General features: G+C 61.4%; 16 protein-coding genes and 1 pseudogene. 9 read left to right on the forward strand and 8 right to left on the reverse strand.

Annotation, left to right across the window (positions count from 1 at the left end):
- Positions 1-112: 112 nt before the first annotated feature.
- The 3 genes from JOZ06_RS18300 to JOZ06_RS18310 form a co-directional block, all read right to left on the reverse strand.
- Entirely contained in the window at positions 113-952 is an 840-nt protein-coding gene (locus JOZ06_RS18300) for a septal ring lytic transglycosylase RlpA family protein (RefSeq protein WP_293235071.1), read from the reverse strand.
- A gap of 68 nt (positions 953-1,020) precedes the next feature.
- Positions 1,021-1,485, reverse strand: a complete 465-nt coding sequence (trmL, locus tag JOZ06_RS18305; protein ID WP_293235151.1) for a tRNA (uridine(34)/cytosine(34)/5-carboxymethylaminomethyluridine(34)-2'-O)-methyltransferase TrmL — start codon at positions 1,483-1,485, stop codon at positions 1,021-1,023.
- Positions 1,486-1,525: 40 nt separating this feature from the next.
- Entirely contained in the window at positions 1,526-2,233 is a 708-nt protein-coding gene (locus JOZ06_RS18310) for a ComF family protein (protein ID WP_293235152.1), read from the reverse strand.
- A 112-nt stretch (positions 2,234-2,345) separates the two neighbouring features.
- On the opposite strand from JOZ06_RS18310, the gene bioB reads away from it, so the two are divergent.
- The 7 genes from bioB to JOZ06_RS18345 all read left to right on the forward strand — a co-directional run bounded on the left by bioB (position 2,346) and on the right by JOZ06_RS18345 (position 10,774).
- A complete protein-coding gene (gene bioB / locus JOZ06_RS18315) occupies positions 2,346-3,362 on the forward strand; it encodes a biotin synthase BioB (RefSeq protein WP_293235073.1) in 1,017 nt (338 codons plus the stop codon).
- Between the two features lie 55 nt (positions 3,363-3,417).
- Positions 3,418-4,572 carry an 8-amino-7-oxononanoate synthase gene (bioF, locus tag JOZ06_RS18320; RefSeq protein ID WP_293235075.1) on the forward strand — a complete coding sequence of 385 codons (1,155 nt, stop codon included), beginning with the start codon at positions 3,418-3,420 and terminating at the stop codon, positions 4,570-4,572.
- Positions 4,573-4,618: 46 nt separating this feature from the next.
- Complete coding sequence (locus tag JOZ06_RS18325; RefSeq protein WP_293235077.1) at positions 4,619-7,438, forward strand: EAL domain-containing protein; 2,820 nt, start codon at positions 4,619-4,621, stop codon at positions 7,436-7,438.
- 30 nt (positions 7,439-7,468) lie between these two features.
- Positions 7,469-8,233: a pimeloyl-ACP methyl ester esterase BioH gene (gene bioH, locus JOZ06_RS18330; RefSeq protein WP_293235079.1), complete on the forward strand. Its 765-nt coding sequence runs from the start codon at positions 7,469-7,471 to the stop codon at positions 8,231-8,233.
- Positions 8,230-9,123: a malonyl-ACP O-methyltransferase BioC gene (bioC, locus tag JOZ06_RS18335; RefSeq protein WP_293235081.1), complete on the forward strand. Its 894-nt coding sequence runs from the start codon at positions 8,230-8,232 to the stop codon at positions 9,121-9,123. Before bioH ends, bioC begins: the two co-directional genes overlap by 4 nt.
- A gap of 66 nt (positions 9,124-9,189) precedes the next feature.
- The gene (locus tag JOZ06_RS18340; RefSeq protein WP_293235083.1) at positions 9,190-10,077 is read left to right on the forward strand and encodes a patatin-like phospholipase family protein; all 888 of its coding nucleotides are present in this window, start codon (positions 9,190-9,192) and stop codon (positions 10,075-10,077) included.
- 40 nt (positions 10,078-10,117) lie between these two features.
- The gene (locus JOZ06_RS18345; protein WP_293235085.1) at positions 10,118-10,774 is read left to right on the forward strand and encodes a glutathione S-transferase family protein; all 657 of its coding nucleotides are present in this window, start codon (positions 10,118-10,120) and stop codon (positions 10,772-10,774) included.
- A gap of 20 nt (positions 10,775-10,794) precedes the next feature.
- On the opposite strand, the gene dinB is transcribed toward JOZ06_RS18345, so the two are convergent.
- Positions 10,795-11,862 carry a DNA polymerase IV gene (gene dinB, locus JOZ06_RS18350; RefSeq protein WP_293235087.1) on the reverse strand — a complete coding sequence of 356 codons (1,068 nt, stop codon included), beginning with the start codon at positions 11,860-11,862 and terminating at the stop codon, positions 10,795-10,797.
- 216 nt (positions 11,863-12,078) lie between these two features.
- Positions 12,079-12,558 (reverse strand): copper chaperone PCu(A)C, encoded by a 480-nt coding sequence (locus JOZ06_RS18355; RefSeq protein ID WP_293235089.1) that lies wholly within the window; start codon positions 12,556-12,558, stop codon positions 12,079-12,081.
- Between the two features lie 188 nt (positions 12,559-12,746).
- Between JOZ06_RS18355 and JOZ06_RS18360 the strand changes: the two genes are divergently transcribed.
- Both JOZ06_RS18360 and JOZ06_RS18365 read left to right on the forward strand, forming a co-directional pair.
- Entirely contained in the window at positions 12,747-13,394 is a 648-nt protein-coding gene (locus JOZ06_RS18360) for a MarC family NAAT transporter (RefSeq protein ID WP_293235091.1), read from the forward strand.
- Between the two features lie 143 nt (positions 13,395-13,537).
- On the forward strand, positions 13,538-14,194 hold the full coding sequence (locus JOZ06_RS18365) for an HAD family phosphatase (RefSeq protein WP_293235093.1): 657 nt from the start codon (positions 13,538-13,540) through the stop codon (positions 14,192-14,194).
- 39 nt (positions 14,195-14,233) lie between these two features.
- Here the strand turns inward: JOZ06_RS18365 and JOZ06_RS18370 are convergent, their stop codons facing one another.
- The 3 genes and pseudogenes from JOZ06_RS18370 to JOZ06_RS18380 all read right to left on the reverse strand — a co-directional run.
- Entirely contained in the window at positions 14,234-14,944 is a 711-nt protein-coding gene (locus JOZ06_RS18370; RefSeq protein WP_293235095.1) for an outer membrane beta-barrel protein, read from the reverse strand.
- A 152-nt stretch (positions 14,945-15,096) separates the two neighbouring features.
- Entirely contained in the window at positions 15,097-15,963 is an 867-nt protein-coding gene (locus tag JOZ06_RS18375; protein ID WP_293235097.1) for a sterol desaturase family protein, read from the reverse strand.
- Positions 15,964-16,093: 130 nt separating this feature from the next.
- Positions 16,094-16,361 (reverse strand): annotated as a pseudogene (locus JOZ06_RS18380) (hypothetical protein); the annotation flags it as partial.
- Positions 16,362-16,422: the final 61 nt, after the last annotated feature.

Below are 16,422 nucleotides of genomic sequence, written 5' to 3' on the forward strand. Positions count from 1 at the left end.
TTTTTTCCCCGGCAGCCTCGGCTGTCGGGGTTTTGTTTTTGGGCGCTAAAAAATAAAGGCGAAGGACCGGGGTCCTTCGCCTTTGTGGCTGTGTCAGTCTGGGTTGCCGCGATCAGTTCATCACGATGTCTTCCACGTTCAGGGATTCGGCTGCGCTCCGTACTGCGGCATCCGAATCGAACGGGCCGAGGCGAACCATGTAAGTGCCTTTCTGGTTCACGATCCCCAGTTTCGGGTCGTAGCCGGCATCGAGCTTGTCGACCAGCTTCTTCAACAGCGCCTCGGCATTCGAGAGCTGGTCGAAGGATCCTAGCTGCAGATATTTCGGCCCTTCCTCCTGTTTGAGCGACGCATCGACAGGCTTGACCGGCTGCTGCTGGTTCGATGCGGTCTCAACCGTCGGCCAAACGCGCTCGATCAGCACCTTGGCGCTGCCTTGGCCGACGAAGCCGAGCTTATGCGCCGCGGCATACGACAGGTCGAGGATGCGCCCACGGTGGAACGGTCCACGGTCGTTGATGCGAACCACCACGGTCTTACCGTTTTTCAGGTTGGTCACCCGGATGTAACTCGGGATCGGCAAGGTCGGGTGCGCCGCGGTCATGGCGAACATATCGTAACGTTCGCCCGACGTGGTGCGCCGGCCATGGAACTGCTTGCCGTACCAGGACGCCATCCCCCGTACCTTGTAGGGGGTGTTGCTGGTGTCGGGGCGGAAACTCATGCCCATCGCCGAGTACGGCAGGTTAGCCGACCTGATCAACGGCTCGTCTTGCGGAACGGCATTGGGGACCAGATCGAGGTTGACCGGAATGTGGTCTGCCGGACCATCATTCTGGAAATACGCCCCGTTTCTGGCCACCGACTTCTTCATCGGCGAAGCCGAAGATTGACTGGTGGCACTGGCTGTCTTGACGGTGGAGCAGGCCACGAGCACTAGACTGACTAACACAAGCCACAGCCATCGGAATGCAGGCTTCATATACCTCCCTTATGCTGTTGGGCCAACGGTGTGAACTGCTACACGCCTCCGAGAAAATCAATTTGCCGCCACGCCTCATAAACGGTAACGGCCACAGCATTCGATAAATTCATGCTGCGTGACTCGGGTTGCATCGGCAGACGAATCCGCCTCTCGTGCGGGAACCCGGCGAGGACATCGTCAGGTAAACCGCGAGATTCGGGTCCGAACAGGAATACATCCCCGGCTCGGTAAACAATCTGGTCATGGCGCATCGCGCCTTTGGTGGTGGCGGCGAAAATTCGGCGCCCCTGAAGATTCACCAGGCAGCTTTCCCAGTTCTCGTGTACGACTAACCGCGCGTACTCGTGATAATCCAGGCCCGCGCGACGCATCCTTGCGTCGTCGAGCGGGAAGCCCAGCGGTTTGACCAGATGCAGCTCACAGCCGGTATTGGCACATAAACGAATCACATTGCCTGTATTAGGCGGAATTTCCGGCTGGAATAGAACTACTGTGAACATCGTTGGCAGGGTGGATTGTTCCAAAGAATCAAAAAGTTGGTCAAGTCTTTAGATGGAGGGTGCGGCAAAGAGCCCATCCTTCGACCCGTTTTGCCCCCTGTTTTTTCAGTTCCAAGGACAGCGAATCGAGGGTGGCGCCGGTGGTTATCACGTCGTCAACGACGGCAACCGAGAGCCCGTCCAGTCTGGTTTCTACACAAAATGCATGGCGAACATTCCGTCGCCGTTGCCGGGGTCCCAGGCCGGCTTGTGGGGTAGTGTTGCATTTTCGCCAACACAACCCTGGGGAAGATCGGTCAGCGATTATACCAACAAGTGCGCGCGCGAGTTCAATACTCTGATTGAAACCGCGTTCGGCAAGTCGTTCTTTTGACAACGGAACTGCAATGACGACGTCGTATCTTAGCCCGGCATCCACCGCCGCCGTGGCGAGTAAGTCGCCTAGGATGCCCGCCAATTCTAGCTGGCGGCCATATTTAAATGCGTGCACCAGCGCACTGATGGGATAGCAAAAGACATACGGGACGTGTATGGCATCGAACGCCGGCGGGTGGCGTAGGCATCGGCCGCAGAGACCCGGCTCGCGAAGCGGCTGGGCACAGGTGGCGCATGCCGGGCGAGGCAGCACGGGCAAGTCGGCCTGACAAGGGGCGCATAGTCCCTGCCGCGCCGCTCTGCTGCCGCATAGCACGCATGATTGATTAAATATTGAGCTAATGTCAATTAATCTACCTAAAAAATTTGACATATCAACGGGCGGCACGCCACCATTCCCCCCATTCCGATCTCCTCTCTCACCTTAGTGCCGCGGCGCGCGCGTCAACAGCCCGCGCGGCGGCAACGCAAAGAAAGGCCAGACGATGCAACAATCGACTATTCAATTCCAATCCCCGTCCACTCCTCACCCCCAACGCGGCAACTGGCGCGTGGAGGAGGTCGAGGCCCTGTTCGCGTTGCCGCTGATGGAACTCGTGTTCCGCGCGGCGGAAATTCATCGCCAATTTTTCGATCCCAGCCGTGTGCAGTTGTCGACGCTGCTGTCGATTAAAACGGGCGGTTGCGAGGAGGATTGCGGTTATTGCGCGCAGTCGGCGCATCACGACACGCCGGTGGAAGACCAACCGATGATGACGGTGGACGAGGTGGTGGCGGCGGCGCGGACCGCCCGCGACAATGGCGCGACGCGATTCTGCATGGGCGCCGCCTGGCGGGGGCCGAAGGACGCGGATCTGGCCAAGACGCTGGAGATGGTGCGCGAGGTCAAGGCGTTGGGGTTGGAAACCTGCGCAACCTTTGGACTGCTTAAAGACGGTCAGGCCGAGCGGCTCAAGGATGCCGGTCTCGATTACTACAATCATAATTTGGACACTTCGCCGGAGAAGTACGCCGACATCATCCACACACGCGAATATAATGATCGCCTCGACACCCTGGGCAAGGTTCGTACCGCTGGTCTGTCGGTCTGTTGCGGCGGGATCATCGGCATCGATGAAACGCGACGCGACCGCGCGGGTTTGATCGCCCAACTCGCCAACCTTGATCCGCAGCCGGAGTCGGTGCCGATCAATCAATTGGCGAAGATCGAGGGTACGCCGCTGGGAGACGCCGCCGAGCTCGACTGGACGGAGTTTGTTCGCACGATCGCCGTGGCGCGCATCACGCTGCCGGCGAGCTTCGTGCGCCTTTCCGCCGGTCGTCGCGGCATGTCGGAAGCGGCGCAGGCACTGTGTTTCCTCGCTGGCGCCAATTCGATTTTCTATGGCGATAAGCTGTTGACCACGGGAAATCCCGATGTCGAGGCCGACCGTCAATTGATGCAAAAGCTGGATTTGTTGCCGCTGGAGAGCCCTGCAGACATCTCTGAAGGTGATAACTAAACAGGGTATACAAAAGGGGTAGCGGAATTCATATGTATATATATAAAGAGTGTGAATGTTGCCCGACCAACTAGCCGCCGCCCTATCCGACCTTGATCGCCATGCCCTGCGACGGCAGCGCGCCACGCTGGAAAGCGCTCAGGGGGCTCAGATCGTGATCGATGGCCAGTCCTATTTGTCGTTCGCCAGTAACGACTATTTGGGTCTGGCCAATCACCCCGAAATGGTCGAAGCGGTACGCCATGCCGTTGGCCGCTGGGGGATCGGCAGCGGCGCCTCGCCGCTTGTGACGGGGCATGCCACGGTGCACGAGGAGGCGGAGGTCGCGTTGGCGGCGTTCGTCGGCCAGCCGGCGGCGCTGCTGTTCAGCTCCGGTTATGCCGCCAATCTGGCGGTGATCGGCAGTCTGCTCGGCCGCGAAGACGCGGTGTTTGCCGACCGCCTGAATCACGCCTCGCTTCACGATGCCTGTCTATTGTCCCGCGCCGACTTTCAACGTTTTCGCCACAACGATCCGGACCATTTGGAGGATCTGTTGCGGCGCAGCCGTGCCCGGACGCGGTTGATCGCTGTCGACGCCGTTTACAGCATGGACGGCGATCAGGCGCCGCTGGCGGCGCTGTTGGCGCTGGCCGAGCGCTACGATGCCTGGTTGTATCTGGACGATGCTCACGGCTTTGGCGTGCTGGGGGACGGGCGCGGCAGCCTGGCGGGGTTGCCCGCGAGCGAACGCGTGGTCTACATGGCGACGCTCGGCAAGGCCGCCGGGGTCAGCGGGGCGTTCGTCGCCGGCAGCCGCCTCTTGATCGAGTGGCTGATTAATCGGGCGCGCACGTATCTCTTTTCAACGGCCCACCCGCCACTCTTGGCGGCGGCAGTGCTGGCCAGTCTCGTGCTCATCGAGCGGGAAAGTTGGCGCCGCGACAGGTTGCAAGCGCACGTTGCGTGCCTTCAGTCCTCACTTCAAGACAATGGAATTAAATTTAGCGCTTCCCGAACGCCGATCCAGCCACTTATCATAGGTGACAATGAACTAACGCTAAGCATGTCGAAGCAATTGCGTGAGAAGGGGTTGTGGGTGCCGGCCATCCGCCCGCCTACGGTGCCGAAGGGCGGCGCGCGTCTGCGTGTTTCGTTATCGGCCGCGCATGAGGAACACGATGTAAACCGACTGACCGAAGCCATCCGCGCGCTCTCGGCACAAGCTTGACGACATGCCCTGAGAATGAGAGATAACGACTTTTTCTATGTGCAGCATGGGTGAGGCACTCGTGGCGCCGGTGGCGGCGGCCGATGAAGTGCTGAGCCTTCTGCGGCTGCTGGCCCCCAACGCGGCGGCGGCGATCTGGCAACGCGACGGCGACTGGCAATGTCTGGCGACCGCCGGCGCCAGCGACGGCCTGCCGGTGCCTCAGGGCGCCGATGCCATGCTGATGGCGCAAGCCGATCAGGGCATGCTGCCGATTGTGCACGGCGCGGAGATGCTCGGTTGCCTGGTATGGCGCGGCATGCCGCACGAGCTGGCCGCCACGCTCGGTAGCCTGCTCGGCGGGCAATGGCTTTGCTGGCGGCAAGCGGATGGGCGCGCGCGCTCGCGCATGGTGCAAGACGCCTTGTTGGAAATCAGCCGCTTGGCCAGCGAATGCACCGGCCTCACGCAGTTCTTTTCCCAGGTATACCGATTACTGGCGCCGCTGTTTTCTGTCGACAACTTCCATATCGTGCTGGCTGACGACAGTCTTGGCGCGTTGCGTTTCCCCTTCTACCGCAACCGGCACAGCGGATTCGTGCCCGATCCGTTGCGCTCGTATGCGCCGGACGAAACCGGACAAGCGCGGCTGGCGGCGCGCGTGCTGGCGCAGCCGGCGACGCTGAGCCTGGATGCGTCGATGCTTCGAGCCGCACTGGCGGACGAGACACCGACGCCGGCGCGGTGGATCGGCGAACCGTTGGTGGGCGCCGACGGCAAGGTGGCGGGCGTGGTGGTGCTGCAGCGCTATGCCGACGAGCCGGCGTTTACGGCCGCGGAACAGCGGTTGTTTCAATACGCGGCGCGGGCGATCGGCGGCGCGCTGACGCGCATGCAATATCAGGCGCGGCTCGAGCAGCAGGTGTGGCTGCGCACGCGCGAGTTGGAAGGGGCCAATACCCGGTTGATGGCGGAAGTCGATGAGCGGCGCCAAGCGGAAAAAACGCAGCGGGTGTTGTCGGATATCGCCGGGCTGGCCAATTCCAGCCTATCGCTGACGGCGTTTCTCGCCGGGGTCCACCGGCAACTGGTCGAGCTGATGCCGGCGCACAACTGCCAGGTAGCGTTGTATGACGCGCTGAGCGATACGATCCGTTTCCCGTACAGCGTGGACGAATACGAAACCGAGCCGGTGCCGCATAAATCGGGCCGCGGCCTGGTCGAACAGGTGCTGCACAGTGGTCTGCCGGTCTTGGCGTCACCGCGTAAAAACCGGTCGGGCGCCGGCGCTGGCAGCGGCGCGCAAGAGCCGGAAAGCTGGCTGGGCGTGCCCTTGTATAGCGGCCACGACTTGTTGGGCGTGCTGTCGATCCGCAGCTATCAGGCTGGCACGTCATACAGTTATCGCGACCAGGAGGTGCTTTGCTGTGTTGCCGACAACGTGGGTAACGCGCTGGCGCGTATCCGGGTGTTGGAGGAGCTGCAGCGTGCCTACGCCGAGTTGGAAGAGCGGGTGCGAGAGCGCACCAGCGCGCTCGACGCGGTCAATGCGCAGTTGCAGTTCGACAGCATGCACGATGCCTTGACCAAGCTGCCGAACCGCAGTTTTTTCGCCAAGACCCTGCGGCGGTTCTGGGAAGCCTATGCCAGTGGCGCGGGCGAGCGGTTTGCCGTGTTTTTCATCGATTTGGACCGTTTCAAGCTCGTCAACGATACCCTCGGCCATTTAGCGGGCGATCACCTGCTGGCGGAGGCGGGCAATCGCATCCGCAGCTGCATGCGGCACAAGGACTTCATGGCGCGCCTCGGCGGCGACGAATTTGCCGTGCTGTTGTCCGGCATGGAGCAGATCGAAGGCTGTGAAATGATCGCCCAGCGCATGGTGGACGAATTCGAGCGGCCCATCATCATTGCCGGGCGGGAGGTGTTCACCACGGCGAGCCTGGGGGTGGTGCTGGCGGACAAGGAGCATCACCACAGCGCCGAAGAGCTGCTGCGCGATGCCGATCACGCCATGTATCGCACCAAGCAGCAGGGGCGGCACGGCTACACGGTGTTCAATCACGAGTTGCGCGCGGATCAGGCCGATCAGTTGGCGATGGAGGCCGAGTTGCGCCGCGCGCTGGACGAGTCCGATCAACTGGTGCCGTACTATCAGCCGTTCATCGATGCCCGCACGGGACACTTGGCTGGTTTCGAGGCCTTGGTGCGCTGGCAGCACCCGCAGCGCGGCCTGATCGCGCCGTCGGTTTTTTTGCCGGTCGCCGAGGAGAGCGGGCTGATCATGCGGCTCGACCGCTACATGATCCAAGCCGCCTGTGGACAGTTGCGCCAATGGCTAGATAGCGGCCGCGTCGGCGAGCACATTGCGCTGCACATCAACCTGTCGTCCGCCAATTTGCACGATACCGGCTTGGTCGACTGGATGCGTGCGTTGATGGCGCAGCACGGCTTGCGGCCGGGCATGTTGCATCTTGAAATCACCGAAACCGCGCTGATCGATGTGCCGGACATCGCCGCCACGGTGATGGCCGAGCTGCACGACATGGGTGTGCGTCTGGCGCTCGACGACTTCGGTACCGGCTATTCGGCGCTCTCTTATTTGCACCGTTACCAGTTCGATGTATTGAAGATTGATCAGTCGTTTGTGTTGGATGTCGATCGCAAGGAAGAGTCCGCGGCCATCGTGCGCGCGATCCTGGCGTTAGCCGACGCGCTGTCGTTGGAGGTGGTTGCGGAGGGGGTGGAAACCCTCTCCCAGCTCTGGCGGTTGCGTATGATGGGATGCGAGAAGGTGCAGGGCTTCCTGTTCTCCCACCCTTCCTTGGCGCGCGACATCGATTGGGGACGGCTGGCGACGATTGTGCAGGAGTTTGCGATTGCTTGATTTTGTCACTCGGTGCGCAAGGGGTGAGCGATGACGTTGCGCGTCGAAACCGACGGCCACGGCGCCGACGTGGTGCTGCTGCACGGCTGGGGGCTGCATGGCGGTGTGTTCGAACGGGTGGCCGCCGCGTTGTCGACGCGTTTCTGTGTGCACCGGGTCGATTTGCCCGGGCACGGCGGTTCGGCGCCGCTGGCCCCGTTTCGGGCCGAGCAGGTGGCCGATCTGCTGGCCGAGCGTTTTCCTCTGCCGGCACAGGTTGTGGGCTGGTCGTTGGGCGGGCTCGTCGCGCAAAGCTGGGCGTTGCGCCATCCCGATCTGGTGAAAAGCCTTGTGCTGGTGGCCTCGAGCCCCTGCTTCGTGCGCAAGGCGGACTGGCCGCATGCGCAGCCCGCGCAGGCGATCGAGGCGGTGGCCGCCAGCCTGGATAATGCCTTTGAAGCGACCCTGGAACGTTTTTTGGCGCTGCAAATGCTGGGCGCGCCCTCCGCGCGCGATACGCTCAAGGCCGTGCGCGCCCAGATGTTTTCTCACGGTCGGCCCCAAGGTTTGTTGCCGGCGCTGCAATTGCTGCTGGAGGCCGACCTGCGCGGCGAGGTCGGGGCCATCGGCTGCCCGGTCGGCTTGTTTTATGGTCAGCGTGACGTGATCACGCCGCTTGGCGCCGGCCAGTGGCTTGCCGAGCACCTGCCGGATGCGGCGCTGGTGACGTTTACGCATGCGTCGCATGCGCCTTTTCTCTCTCACGAGGCGGCGTTTGTGGCCCGCCTGACCGAATTTCTGGATTGTCATGCATGAGTGAAGCTTTTTTTACCGACAAGGCGCGCGTGCGCGCCTCGTTCAACCGGGCGGCCGCCAGCTACGACGGCGCCGCGGTGTTGCAACGCGAAGTGGCTGGGCGCATGGCCGAGCGGCTCGATTACATCAAGCTGGCGCCTCAGGTGATTCTGGACGCCGGCAGCGGCACCGGGGAAGGGACCGCGCTATTGCGGCGGCGCTACCCGCAGGCGCGGGTGATTGAACTGGATTTGGCGCCCGCCATGCTGGCCGCTTCGCGCGCTAAGCAAGCGCGCGCCGCGGGCTGGATGGACCGGTGGCTCGGCCGCGGGCGGCCGTGGCAGGTCTGTGCCGACATCGAGCGCCTGCCGCTGGCCACGGCGAGCGTCGATATGATCTGGTCCAATTTGGCCATCCAATGGGTCAATGTGCCAGACGGCGTTTTTGCCGAATTTCGCCGGGTGCTGAAACCCGAGGGAATGCTGCTGTTTTCCACGCTGGGTCCGGATACCCTGCAGGAATTGCGCCAAGCTTTCGCCGGACTCGACGGCGCGACCCACGTCAACCGTTTCATCGATATGCATGACCTGGGCGACGCCATGCTGGCAGGCGGGCTCGGCGAGCCGGTGATGGACATGGAGAAAATCGTGCTGACCTATGATCAGGTGCGCGACGTCATGCGCGATTTGAAGGCCATCGGCGCACACAACGCCACCGCCGGCCGGGGGCGGGGGTTGATGGGGAAGCAGGCCTGGCATCGCGTGGAAGCCGCCTACGAGGCCTGGCGCCGCGACGGCCGTCTGCCTGCCACGTACGAGGTCGTCTACGGCCACGCCTGGCGCGGCCAGGACAAGAAGTCCGCCATGTTGCCCGATGGGCGCCAGGTGATCGAGTTCGTCAAAAAAGGTTGAAATGCTTTTGCGGCCGCGCCATCGGTCCGCGCGGCCATTCATTGTTGTCGATTGGAATGGTTGAAGATGTTGAAAAAAAGTGTGGTGCTGCTGTCGCTGGGACTGTTGTCGGCTTGTGGCGTGTTGCCTCGCAAACCCTTGGCGCCCCCGGCGCCGGTGCCGGCCCCGCACGTTAAGATCGGCCTGGCGCTCGGTGGTGGCGCGGCCAAAGGGTTTGCCCATGTCGGCGTGATCAAGGTGCTGGAGGCCAATGGCATCTCGGCCGATATCGTCACGGGCACGAGCGCCGGCAGCGTGGTCGGCAGTTTATATGCCGCCGGCTATAACCCGGCGCAGCTGCAACAGATCGCCGCGCGGCTGGACGAAACCAATCTGGCCGACTTCACCTTGTCTTCGCATGGCTTCATCAAAGGCGAGCGCTTACAGTCCTTCATCAATGCCCAAGTGCAAAATCGCCCGATCGAAAAGCTGGCGAAACCATTTGGCGCCGTTGCCACCGAGTTGGACAACGGCGAACGGGTGGTCTTCCGGCTTGGCAACACCGGCCAGGCTGTGCGCGCCTCAGCGAGCATTCCCAACGTTTTCTTGCCGGTTGAGATCGCCGGTCGCCGTTATGTCGACGGCGGCTTGGTGAGCCCTGTGCCGGTGAGCGCGGCGCGCGAAATGGGGGCGGACCTGGTGATCGCCGTCGATATCTCGGCCCGGCCGAAGGCCGGCGTCGCGACAGGGTTCTTGTCGATGCTCGATCAGAGTCTGAACATCATGAGCGTGGCCGCGCTCAATAGCGAACTCAAACAGGCCGATGTGGTGATTCGCCCGCAAGTGCAGAATATCGGTTCGGCGGCCTTCGATGCCCGCAACCAAGCGATTCGCGCCGGCGAAATCGCGGCCCAGCAGGCGATTTCCCTGATTCGTATCAAGCTGCAACAGAAACAACTTGCCATGACAAAGTAATGGCATACTGCGTTCACGCGCTTTTTCCTAGGAGGGTTGCATGATCAAGCTGTATGGATCACCGCTTTCGCCGTATTGCAACAAGGTGAAAATCGCCTTACTGGAAAAAGGCGTGAATTTCGAGGAGGTGCCGGCACCCGCATCGCAAACGCCGGAGGTGTTGGCCAAGAGTCCGATGGGCAAGATTCCGTACGTGGAAATCGGCCAGTTCCATTTGGCGGAGTCCACCGCGATTCTCGAATGGCTGGAAGACGCCTATCCAACGGCCAGCTTGCTGCCGGCGACGCCTAACGGCCGGGCGCGATCGCGCGAACTCATGTTGATGTTCGATCTTTACGTAGGGTGCGGCTGTGTCGCCTTTCAGCGTCATAAGGCCTTTGGCGCACCGCTGGACCAGGCGGCACGCACCGAGGCGCGCGCGCTGATCGTGCGCGGCTTGGCTGCCGTGGGACGGTTGGCTCGTCTCGGCCCCTATCTGGTGGGGGATGCGTTTAGCTATGCGGACTTGGCGGCGGCGAGCGTATTGCCGATGGTGACGCTCGCCGGCGAAATACTCGGGGAGAATCTGCTGCAGCCATTGGCGTGGGCGGAGGACTATCTGACGTTATTGGCGGGGCGCCGGACCGTCGCCTTGACGTGGGCTGCGCGCGAGCAAGCCCTTCTGCGCTTGCAGGACGCCTCGTCGGGTCAATCCTGACATCGGCACTGTCCGCTCTGCTATTCGAACAGCGGCAATTGTTCGGCGCGCACGGGCTCGTCCGCGGCGGCGAGCTTGACCCCCACGCCCAGCAGACGCACCGGTTGCCCGCCACGCGCGAAGCCGGTTTGCATCAGCTGGATGAAATGGTCCGCATCGAGCGTGTTGCCGATCTGTTCCACGGTGGTTTGGCTGAAATCGGCAAATTTCAATTTACAGGCGATGCCGCGAAATACCGGATTGCCCGCGCGCTCGAGTCGTCCCTGCAATCGTTGCAGTAGTTCCGGCAGTTCCCGCAGGCAGGCGGTGAGGTCGGGGAGATCGACCGCATACGTTTCCTCCACGCTGACGCTTTTACGCACGCGATCGACCGATACCTCGCGCTCATCCTCGCCGCGCGAGAGCTGATACAGGCGTTCGCCGAACCGACCGAACGTGCGCAGCAATTCGACGCGCGTCAGCGCGCGCAGATCGCCGCAGGTGACGATGCCCATCCGTTTCATGTGCTCGGCCGTCACCTTGCCGATACCCGGCACTTTACCCACCGGCAGCGCCGCGACGAAGGCGTCGATCTCCAACGGCAGGATGACCTTTTGACCATCGGGCTTATTCCAGTCGCTGGCGACCTTGGCGAGAAACTTGTTGGGTGCGATGCCGGCAGAGGCGGTGATGCCGATTTCGTGGCGAATGCGGCTGCGAATTTCCTCGGCCATGAGCGTCGCACTGCCGCGGCAATGCGGCTGGCCGGTCACATCCAGATACGCTTCGTCCAGCGACAGCGGTTCGACACGGTCGGTATAGTCGAGGTAGATGCGCATGATGCGGCTGCTGGCTTCCCGGTAGCGCGCCATGTCGGGCGGAATGATCAAAAGCTGCGGGCACAGAACGAGCGCGCGCCGCGACGACATGGCCGAGTGCACGCCAAACCGCCGGGCGGGATAGTTGCAGGTCGCGATCACGCCCCGGCTGTCCGGGCTGCCGCCAACGGCCAGCGGGATGTCGCGGTAGGCTGGCGTGTCGCGCATCTCCACCGAAGCGTAGAAACAATCGCAATCGATATGAATAATTTTGCGGTCGGCAGCAGGCATGGGGCGGGGCGGGAAAACATCACTAGGAGGTAAGGGGGAGCCGCCGACGCCCTGGGTCTTCCTCCATCGTGTCCTTTTTGGTGTCAACCTGGCGTGCCAGGGTATCGGCGGACGGGCGTGTCAGCTCCGGATCCCAGTGTGCGCGTATGAGGCGCGCTGGTAAAGTTCCTTGATGAATATTGCCATGCACCATGTAGGTTGCATGCAACGCGATCGTCAATGACTCATGCTCATTCCCATCTGCATGCCGCCGCCAGCGGGCATGTCGCGTACTTCGACCGGAATGTCGACCGTGCCGGCGCGGGCGAAGGTCAGGGTCAGCGTGAAATGATCGCCGAGCTTGAGCGGCGCCTTGAGGTCCAGCAGCATGATGTGCAGGCCGCCTGGAGAAAAATGGACCGGTTGGCCGGGGGCAATGGCGACGCCGTCGGTCAGCGCGCGCATGCGCATCATGCCATTGTCGAGGCTCGTCTGATGGATCTGCGTTTTTCCGGCGACATTGCTGCTCACTGACAACAGTTTGTCGGCCTCGCTTCCGCCATTGCTGATATTCAGATAGACGGCGCCATTGGCGGCTTTGCTTGCCGTACTGCGCGCCCAGGCGCCATCGATGGTGAGATCCCCTGCTTTGATCGATGCGGCTAATGCCAACTGACTGGCGAGCAGCAGTAGCAATGCGGTGAAAAATTGTTTCATGCGTCCTCTCATGATTAAATTATGACATCGGTAAGCTATCACGAAGTAATTCGGATTCACTGCGACAAATTGCCACAGCATCTTATGTTAATCTGCGACCTCAAACTATTTAACCTGGACGTACGGCGGCATTGCGGCGCTTGACGCCGTAGAATGGGCCGCCTCGACCTATCGGCTAGCTTACTGCCATGTTCAAAATCTATTTTTTGCAGTATCTGTTCGGCGGACTCATCAGCCTGGTGACCATTACCAACCCGCTGTCCAAGATTCCGCTGTTTGTCACGCTGACCACCGGAATGAGCGAAATGCGGCGCCGGCAGCAGGCCAAAAAGGCTGCCGTGTACGCGGGCTTGATTATGGCGGTGAGTCTATTGGCCGGCAACGTCATCCTGGCGGTGTTCGGCATTTCCTATGGCGCCATGCGGATTGCCGGCGGCTTCGTCGTTGCGGTACTGGGCTACCGCATGTTGTTCATGTCGCAAGACCCCGGCCAGGCACCAAAACCGCAGAACAACCGCGAGGACTATTCCTTCTTTCCATTGGCCATGCCGGGGATCAGCGGGCCGGGTACGATTGCCGTGGTGATCGGCATCGCGACGGAAATCGCCGAACAACCGACGCTGCCGGCCAAAATGCTGGCGTTCGGCATGACCTTCGCCGCGATTTTTCTCACCAGCCTCGGCATGTGGCTGGTGCTGCGTTCCTCGGCGCTGCTGTCGCAGAAGATGGGACGAAACGGCACCGAGGTCATGACCCGCTTGCTGGGGTTCTTGCTGATCTGCGTGGGCGTGCAATTCGTCGGTTCCGGTATCCGCAGTTTTATGGCCGGTTCTTGATTTGTAGTTTAATTACATTTTTATGCAACAGCCTGTTCGCCCTGTGTGAACAGGCTGTTTTAATATGTACAAGCATTTGATCATTGTCATAGTGTCTTGCTGGATTAGAATGTAGTTTTATTTCAAATTCCTGGGGGCGCCCTATGCCGGTCAAAGCCGTTTTGTTCGACCACGATGGAACGCTGGTCGATTCCGAGATCATTCATTATGGATTGTGGCGCGATGTGCTGCGCGGGCATGGCGTCGACTTGACGGTTGATCTGTATCGGCGGCATTACGCCGGCGTCCCTTCGGATGGCAACGCGCGCGATATGGTACGGCGCTTTGCGCTGGCCGTGGCGCCCGATGCGCTGTTTGCCGAAAAAGACGATGCGACGCGCGCCTATCTGCAATCACGCGCTTTCCCGCTTATGCCCGATGTCCCTGAGGTGCTGCAAGCCTGCCGCCGGCGGCGTTGCGATCTTGCCGTGGTGACGGGCGCCAATGCGCATGGCGTTGCGGCATCGTTGCGCGATCACGCCTGTTTTTCGCACTTTGCCACGATGGTGACCCGAGACGACGTCGCCTACAGTAAACCCGAGCCGGATGTCTATTTGCTGGCGCTGGAGCGATTGGAACTGTTGCCGGACGAATGCGTGGCGGTTGAGGATACCGAGGCCGGCGTACGCGCGGCGCTGGCCGCCGGCTTGCGCTGTGTGGCGGTGCCGACCGATTTGTCGCGCGAGCACGACTTCAGCGGCGCGAGCGCCCGTTGTGGCGGTTTGGCGGAGGCCTGGGCATGGATCGATGCCCAGGTATGAAAAGTCTAAAGCCGCGGGCTCAGCCGCGGCTGCCTGAGCTTAGAAGCGGTAGCCAAGCATGACGTTGACGCGGCTTAGCGCGGGCTTGCCGGTGACGGTGTCGCCCTTGTCGAGCACGGTGTGCGTGTACTCGTTGAAGGCGATATATTCACCTTCCATCCGAAGCTCCAACCCATTCTTCCAGGCGCGCGTCGCGCCGATGCCGATTCCTGTGCCATGCAGCGTGAAACGCTGTTGTTTGTCCAGTTCGGGTACGCGCGCACTGAATTGATATTTAGAATCGGCTTTGGCCTGGTGATAACCCAGCTTGCCGTACAGTAGCCAGTTTTCGCCGAGCTGTTTGCCAATGAGTCCATACACGGCCGTGTGTTGCTTCATCGTCAGGGACGCAGATTGTGCGCCGACGGCGGGGGCATAGCTCACGATGTTCTCCGGGCCGGTTCTTTCCCCGGTTTCCAGATTGATTCCTGCGCCGGCAATCCAAGAGGGTGCAATCGGCACGTTCCAGGACAAATCCACGATGGGCAGCACGCTGTCTTGCGTGTTGTCGCTGTTGCTGTACGGCTTGCCGGTCAGTGCCCGAGTCACAAACTGCTTATAGCTTGGCGAGGTGTCGGTCTGGTTGGCAAGGCCGCCTAGTGAGGCGCCGATGGCGATGGACGGGCCGGTGAACGGCTCGGCGGCCGCGTAAAGGGCCGGACTCGCCAGCGTGAGCGCGGTCAGTGCGGAAAGGGTGGTATTTTTGATCATGCAGGCTCCTGAGGATTGAAGGGGCCAGGCGGTGCAAGCCTGGCCAAGAGGAGCCAAATGATAGGGATGTGCGTGGGAATGTGCCGTAGGATAAATCTGAATAATTGGCTAATATGTCGTTAAATGTGAAGAAAAGCGCATAAAATTCATTATTAATTGTCTGTGTTCCCTCGCGCGACCATCTCGGCCACGCGTTCCGGCGGTGCGGCCAGCATTGCGAGCTTCTGACGCCAGCCGCGTGCCCAGACCAGATCGCGCAGCATGTCGCCCCATTCGGCAAAGGTGACCCGCAACGGGTTGAAGCTGTTCACCGGCTTGACCGTGCCGAATTGGCACGGATCGTTGCTGTCCTCATCGACGTAGGTGCCGAACAACCTGTCCCAGATCACCAATACGCCGGCGTAGTTTTTGTCGATGTAGCGGGGATTCCTCGCATGATGGCAGCGATGTATCTGCGGCGTGTTGAACAGGTACTCCAGCGGCCCAAGGCGTCCGAATAGGCGTGTGTGCACAAAAAACTGGAATGCCAGGTTAAGCAGCACCACTGCGATTACCGATTGCGGCGGGAAGCCGATCCAGGCCAGCGGCAGCCAGAAGAGCCACATGCCGGCAACCGGGTACATCAGGCTTTGACGAAAGGCGGTGGAGAAATTCATCCGTGTCGAGCTGTGATGCACGCTATGCGCCGCCCACAACCAGCGCATGCGGTGGCTGGCGCGATGAAACCAGTAATAAAGAAAATCCTGCAGGACAAACAAGGTCAGCGTGCTTTGCCAGCCGGGGACGACGTGAAACAGCGGATGTTGCAGCGACAGCCAGGCAAACAGCGGCAGGGTCAAAAACCAGGCCAGCTTGTCGGCGCCTTGGTGCAGCAGGGCCAGCGCAGCGTTGCACAGGGTGTCGGCTACGCTGTAGTACTCGGCGTGGCCGTTGCGTCGCCAATGCAGATATTCGGCGCCGACGCAAAAGAGAAACACAGGCGATAGCGCGAGCAGGATCAGTTCGACGTCCAGGTGCATTGGGGCTCCGGCAGTAATTTATTGACCAGTATTCATGATACTAGCATTACTTGGCGGGCGCTTTGCCAGTCAGATAAAAATCAAACAGCGTCCGCGCGATCGGCGCGGCGGCACCGGTGCCCCAGCCGCCGTTGGCGAGCACCGCCGTTGCGTTGGCCATCTGCAGCGGGGTGTACGAGTTGTAGCCTTGGCCGATGCCGATGCTGACCACATCGCCGGGCAGCCACTTCTGCGCCGCCGTCGTTGCGGTCGAGGATCAGGCCGCGGTTGGGCAGGATCGGCACGAGCGAGATGCGGTTGTTTTGCGCGAGCGTCGTGAAGTGCTGGTATTGCACCACCCGCAGCCAGATGAAGCGGCCGATCAACAGCGCGAACATCGTCAGCATGAAGCCGTAGGCGGGGCGGTTTCAAGCCGTCATCCACGGTGCGTTAAGTTGCGGCCATCGAGAGGGGCCCACC

The sequence above is a fragment of the Paludibacterium sp. genome, from assembly GCF_019232825.1.
Lineage (GTDB): Bacteria > Pseudomonadota > Gammaproteobacteria > Burkholderiales > Chromobacteriaceae > Paludibacterium.

Excerpts from the sequence above, each read along its gene's own strand:
- trmL (WP_293235151.1), bottom strand. The coding sequence starts at position 1,485 with ATGTTCACAGTAGTTCTATTCCAGCCGGAAATTCCGCCTAATACAGGC.
- JOZ06_RS18310 (WP_293235152.1), bottom strand. The coding sequence starts at position 2,233 with ATGTCAAATTTTTTAGGTAGATTAATTGACATTAGCTCAATATTTAAT.
- bioB (WP_293235073.1), top strand. The coding sequence starts at position 2,346 with ATGCAACAATCGACTATTCAATTCCAATCCCCGTCCACTCCTCACCCC.
- bioF (WP_293235075.1), top strand. The coding sequence starts at position 3,418 with ATGTTGCCCGACCAACTAGCCGCCGCCCTATCCGACCTTGATCGCCAT.
- JOZ06_RS18325 (WP_293235077.1), top strand. The coding sequence starts at position 4,619 with ATGGGTGAGGCACTCGTGGCGCCGGTGGCGGCGGCCGATGAAGTGCTG.
- bioH (WP_293235079.1), top strand. The coding sequence starts at position 7,469 with ATGACGTTGCGCGTCGAAACCGACGGCCACGGCGCCGACGTGGTGCTG.
- bioC (WP_293235081.1), top strand. The coding sequence starts at position 8,230 with ATGAGTGAAGCTTTTTTTACCGACAAGGCGCGCGTGCGCGCCTCGTTC.
- JOZ06_RS18340 (WP_293235083.1), top strand. The coding sequence starts at position 9,190 with ATGTTGAAAAAAAGTGTGGTGCTGCTGTCGCTGGGACTGTTGTCGGCT.
- JOZ06_RS18345 (WP_293235085.1), top strand. The coding sequence starts at position 10,118 with ATGATCAAGCTGTATGGATCACCGCTTTCGCCGTATTGCAACAAGGTG.
- dinB (WP_293235087.1), bottom strand. The coding sequence starts at position 11,862 with ATGCCTGCTGCCGACCGCAAAATTATTCATATCGATTGCGATTGTTTC.
- JOZ06_RS18355 (WP_293235089.1), bottom strand. The coding sequence starts at position 12,558 with ATGAAACAATTTTTCACCGCATTGCTACTGCTGCTCGCCAGTCAGTTG.
- JOZ06_RS18360 (WP_293235091.1), top strand. The coding sequence starts at position 12,747 with ATGTTCAAAATCTATTTTTTGCAGTATCTGTTCGGCGGACTCATCAGC.
- JOZ06_RS18365 (WP_293235093.1), top strand. The coding sequence starts at position 13,538 with ATGCCGGTCAAAGCCGTTTTGTTCGACCACGATGGAACGCTGGTCGAT.
- JOZ06_RS18370 (WP_293235095.1), bottom strand. The coding sequence starts at position 14,944 with ATGATCAAAAATACCACCCTTTCCGCACTGACCGCGCTCACGCTGGCG.
- JOZ06_RS18375 (WP_293235097.1), bottom strand. The coding sequence starts at position 15,963 with ATGCACCTGGACGTCGAACTGATCCTGCTCGCGCTATCGCCTGTGTTT.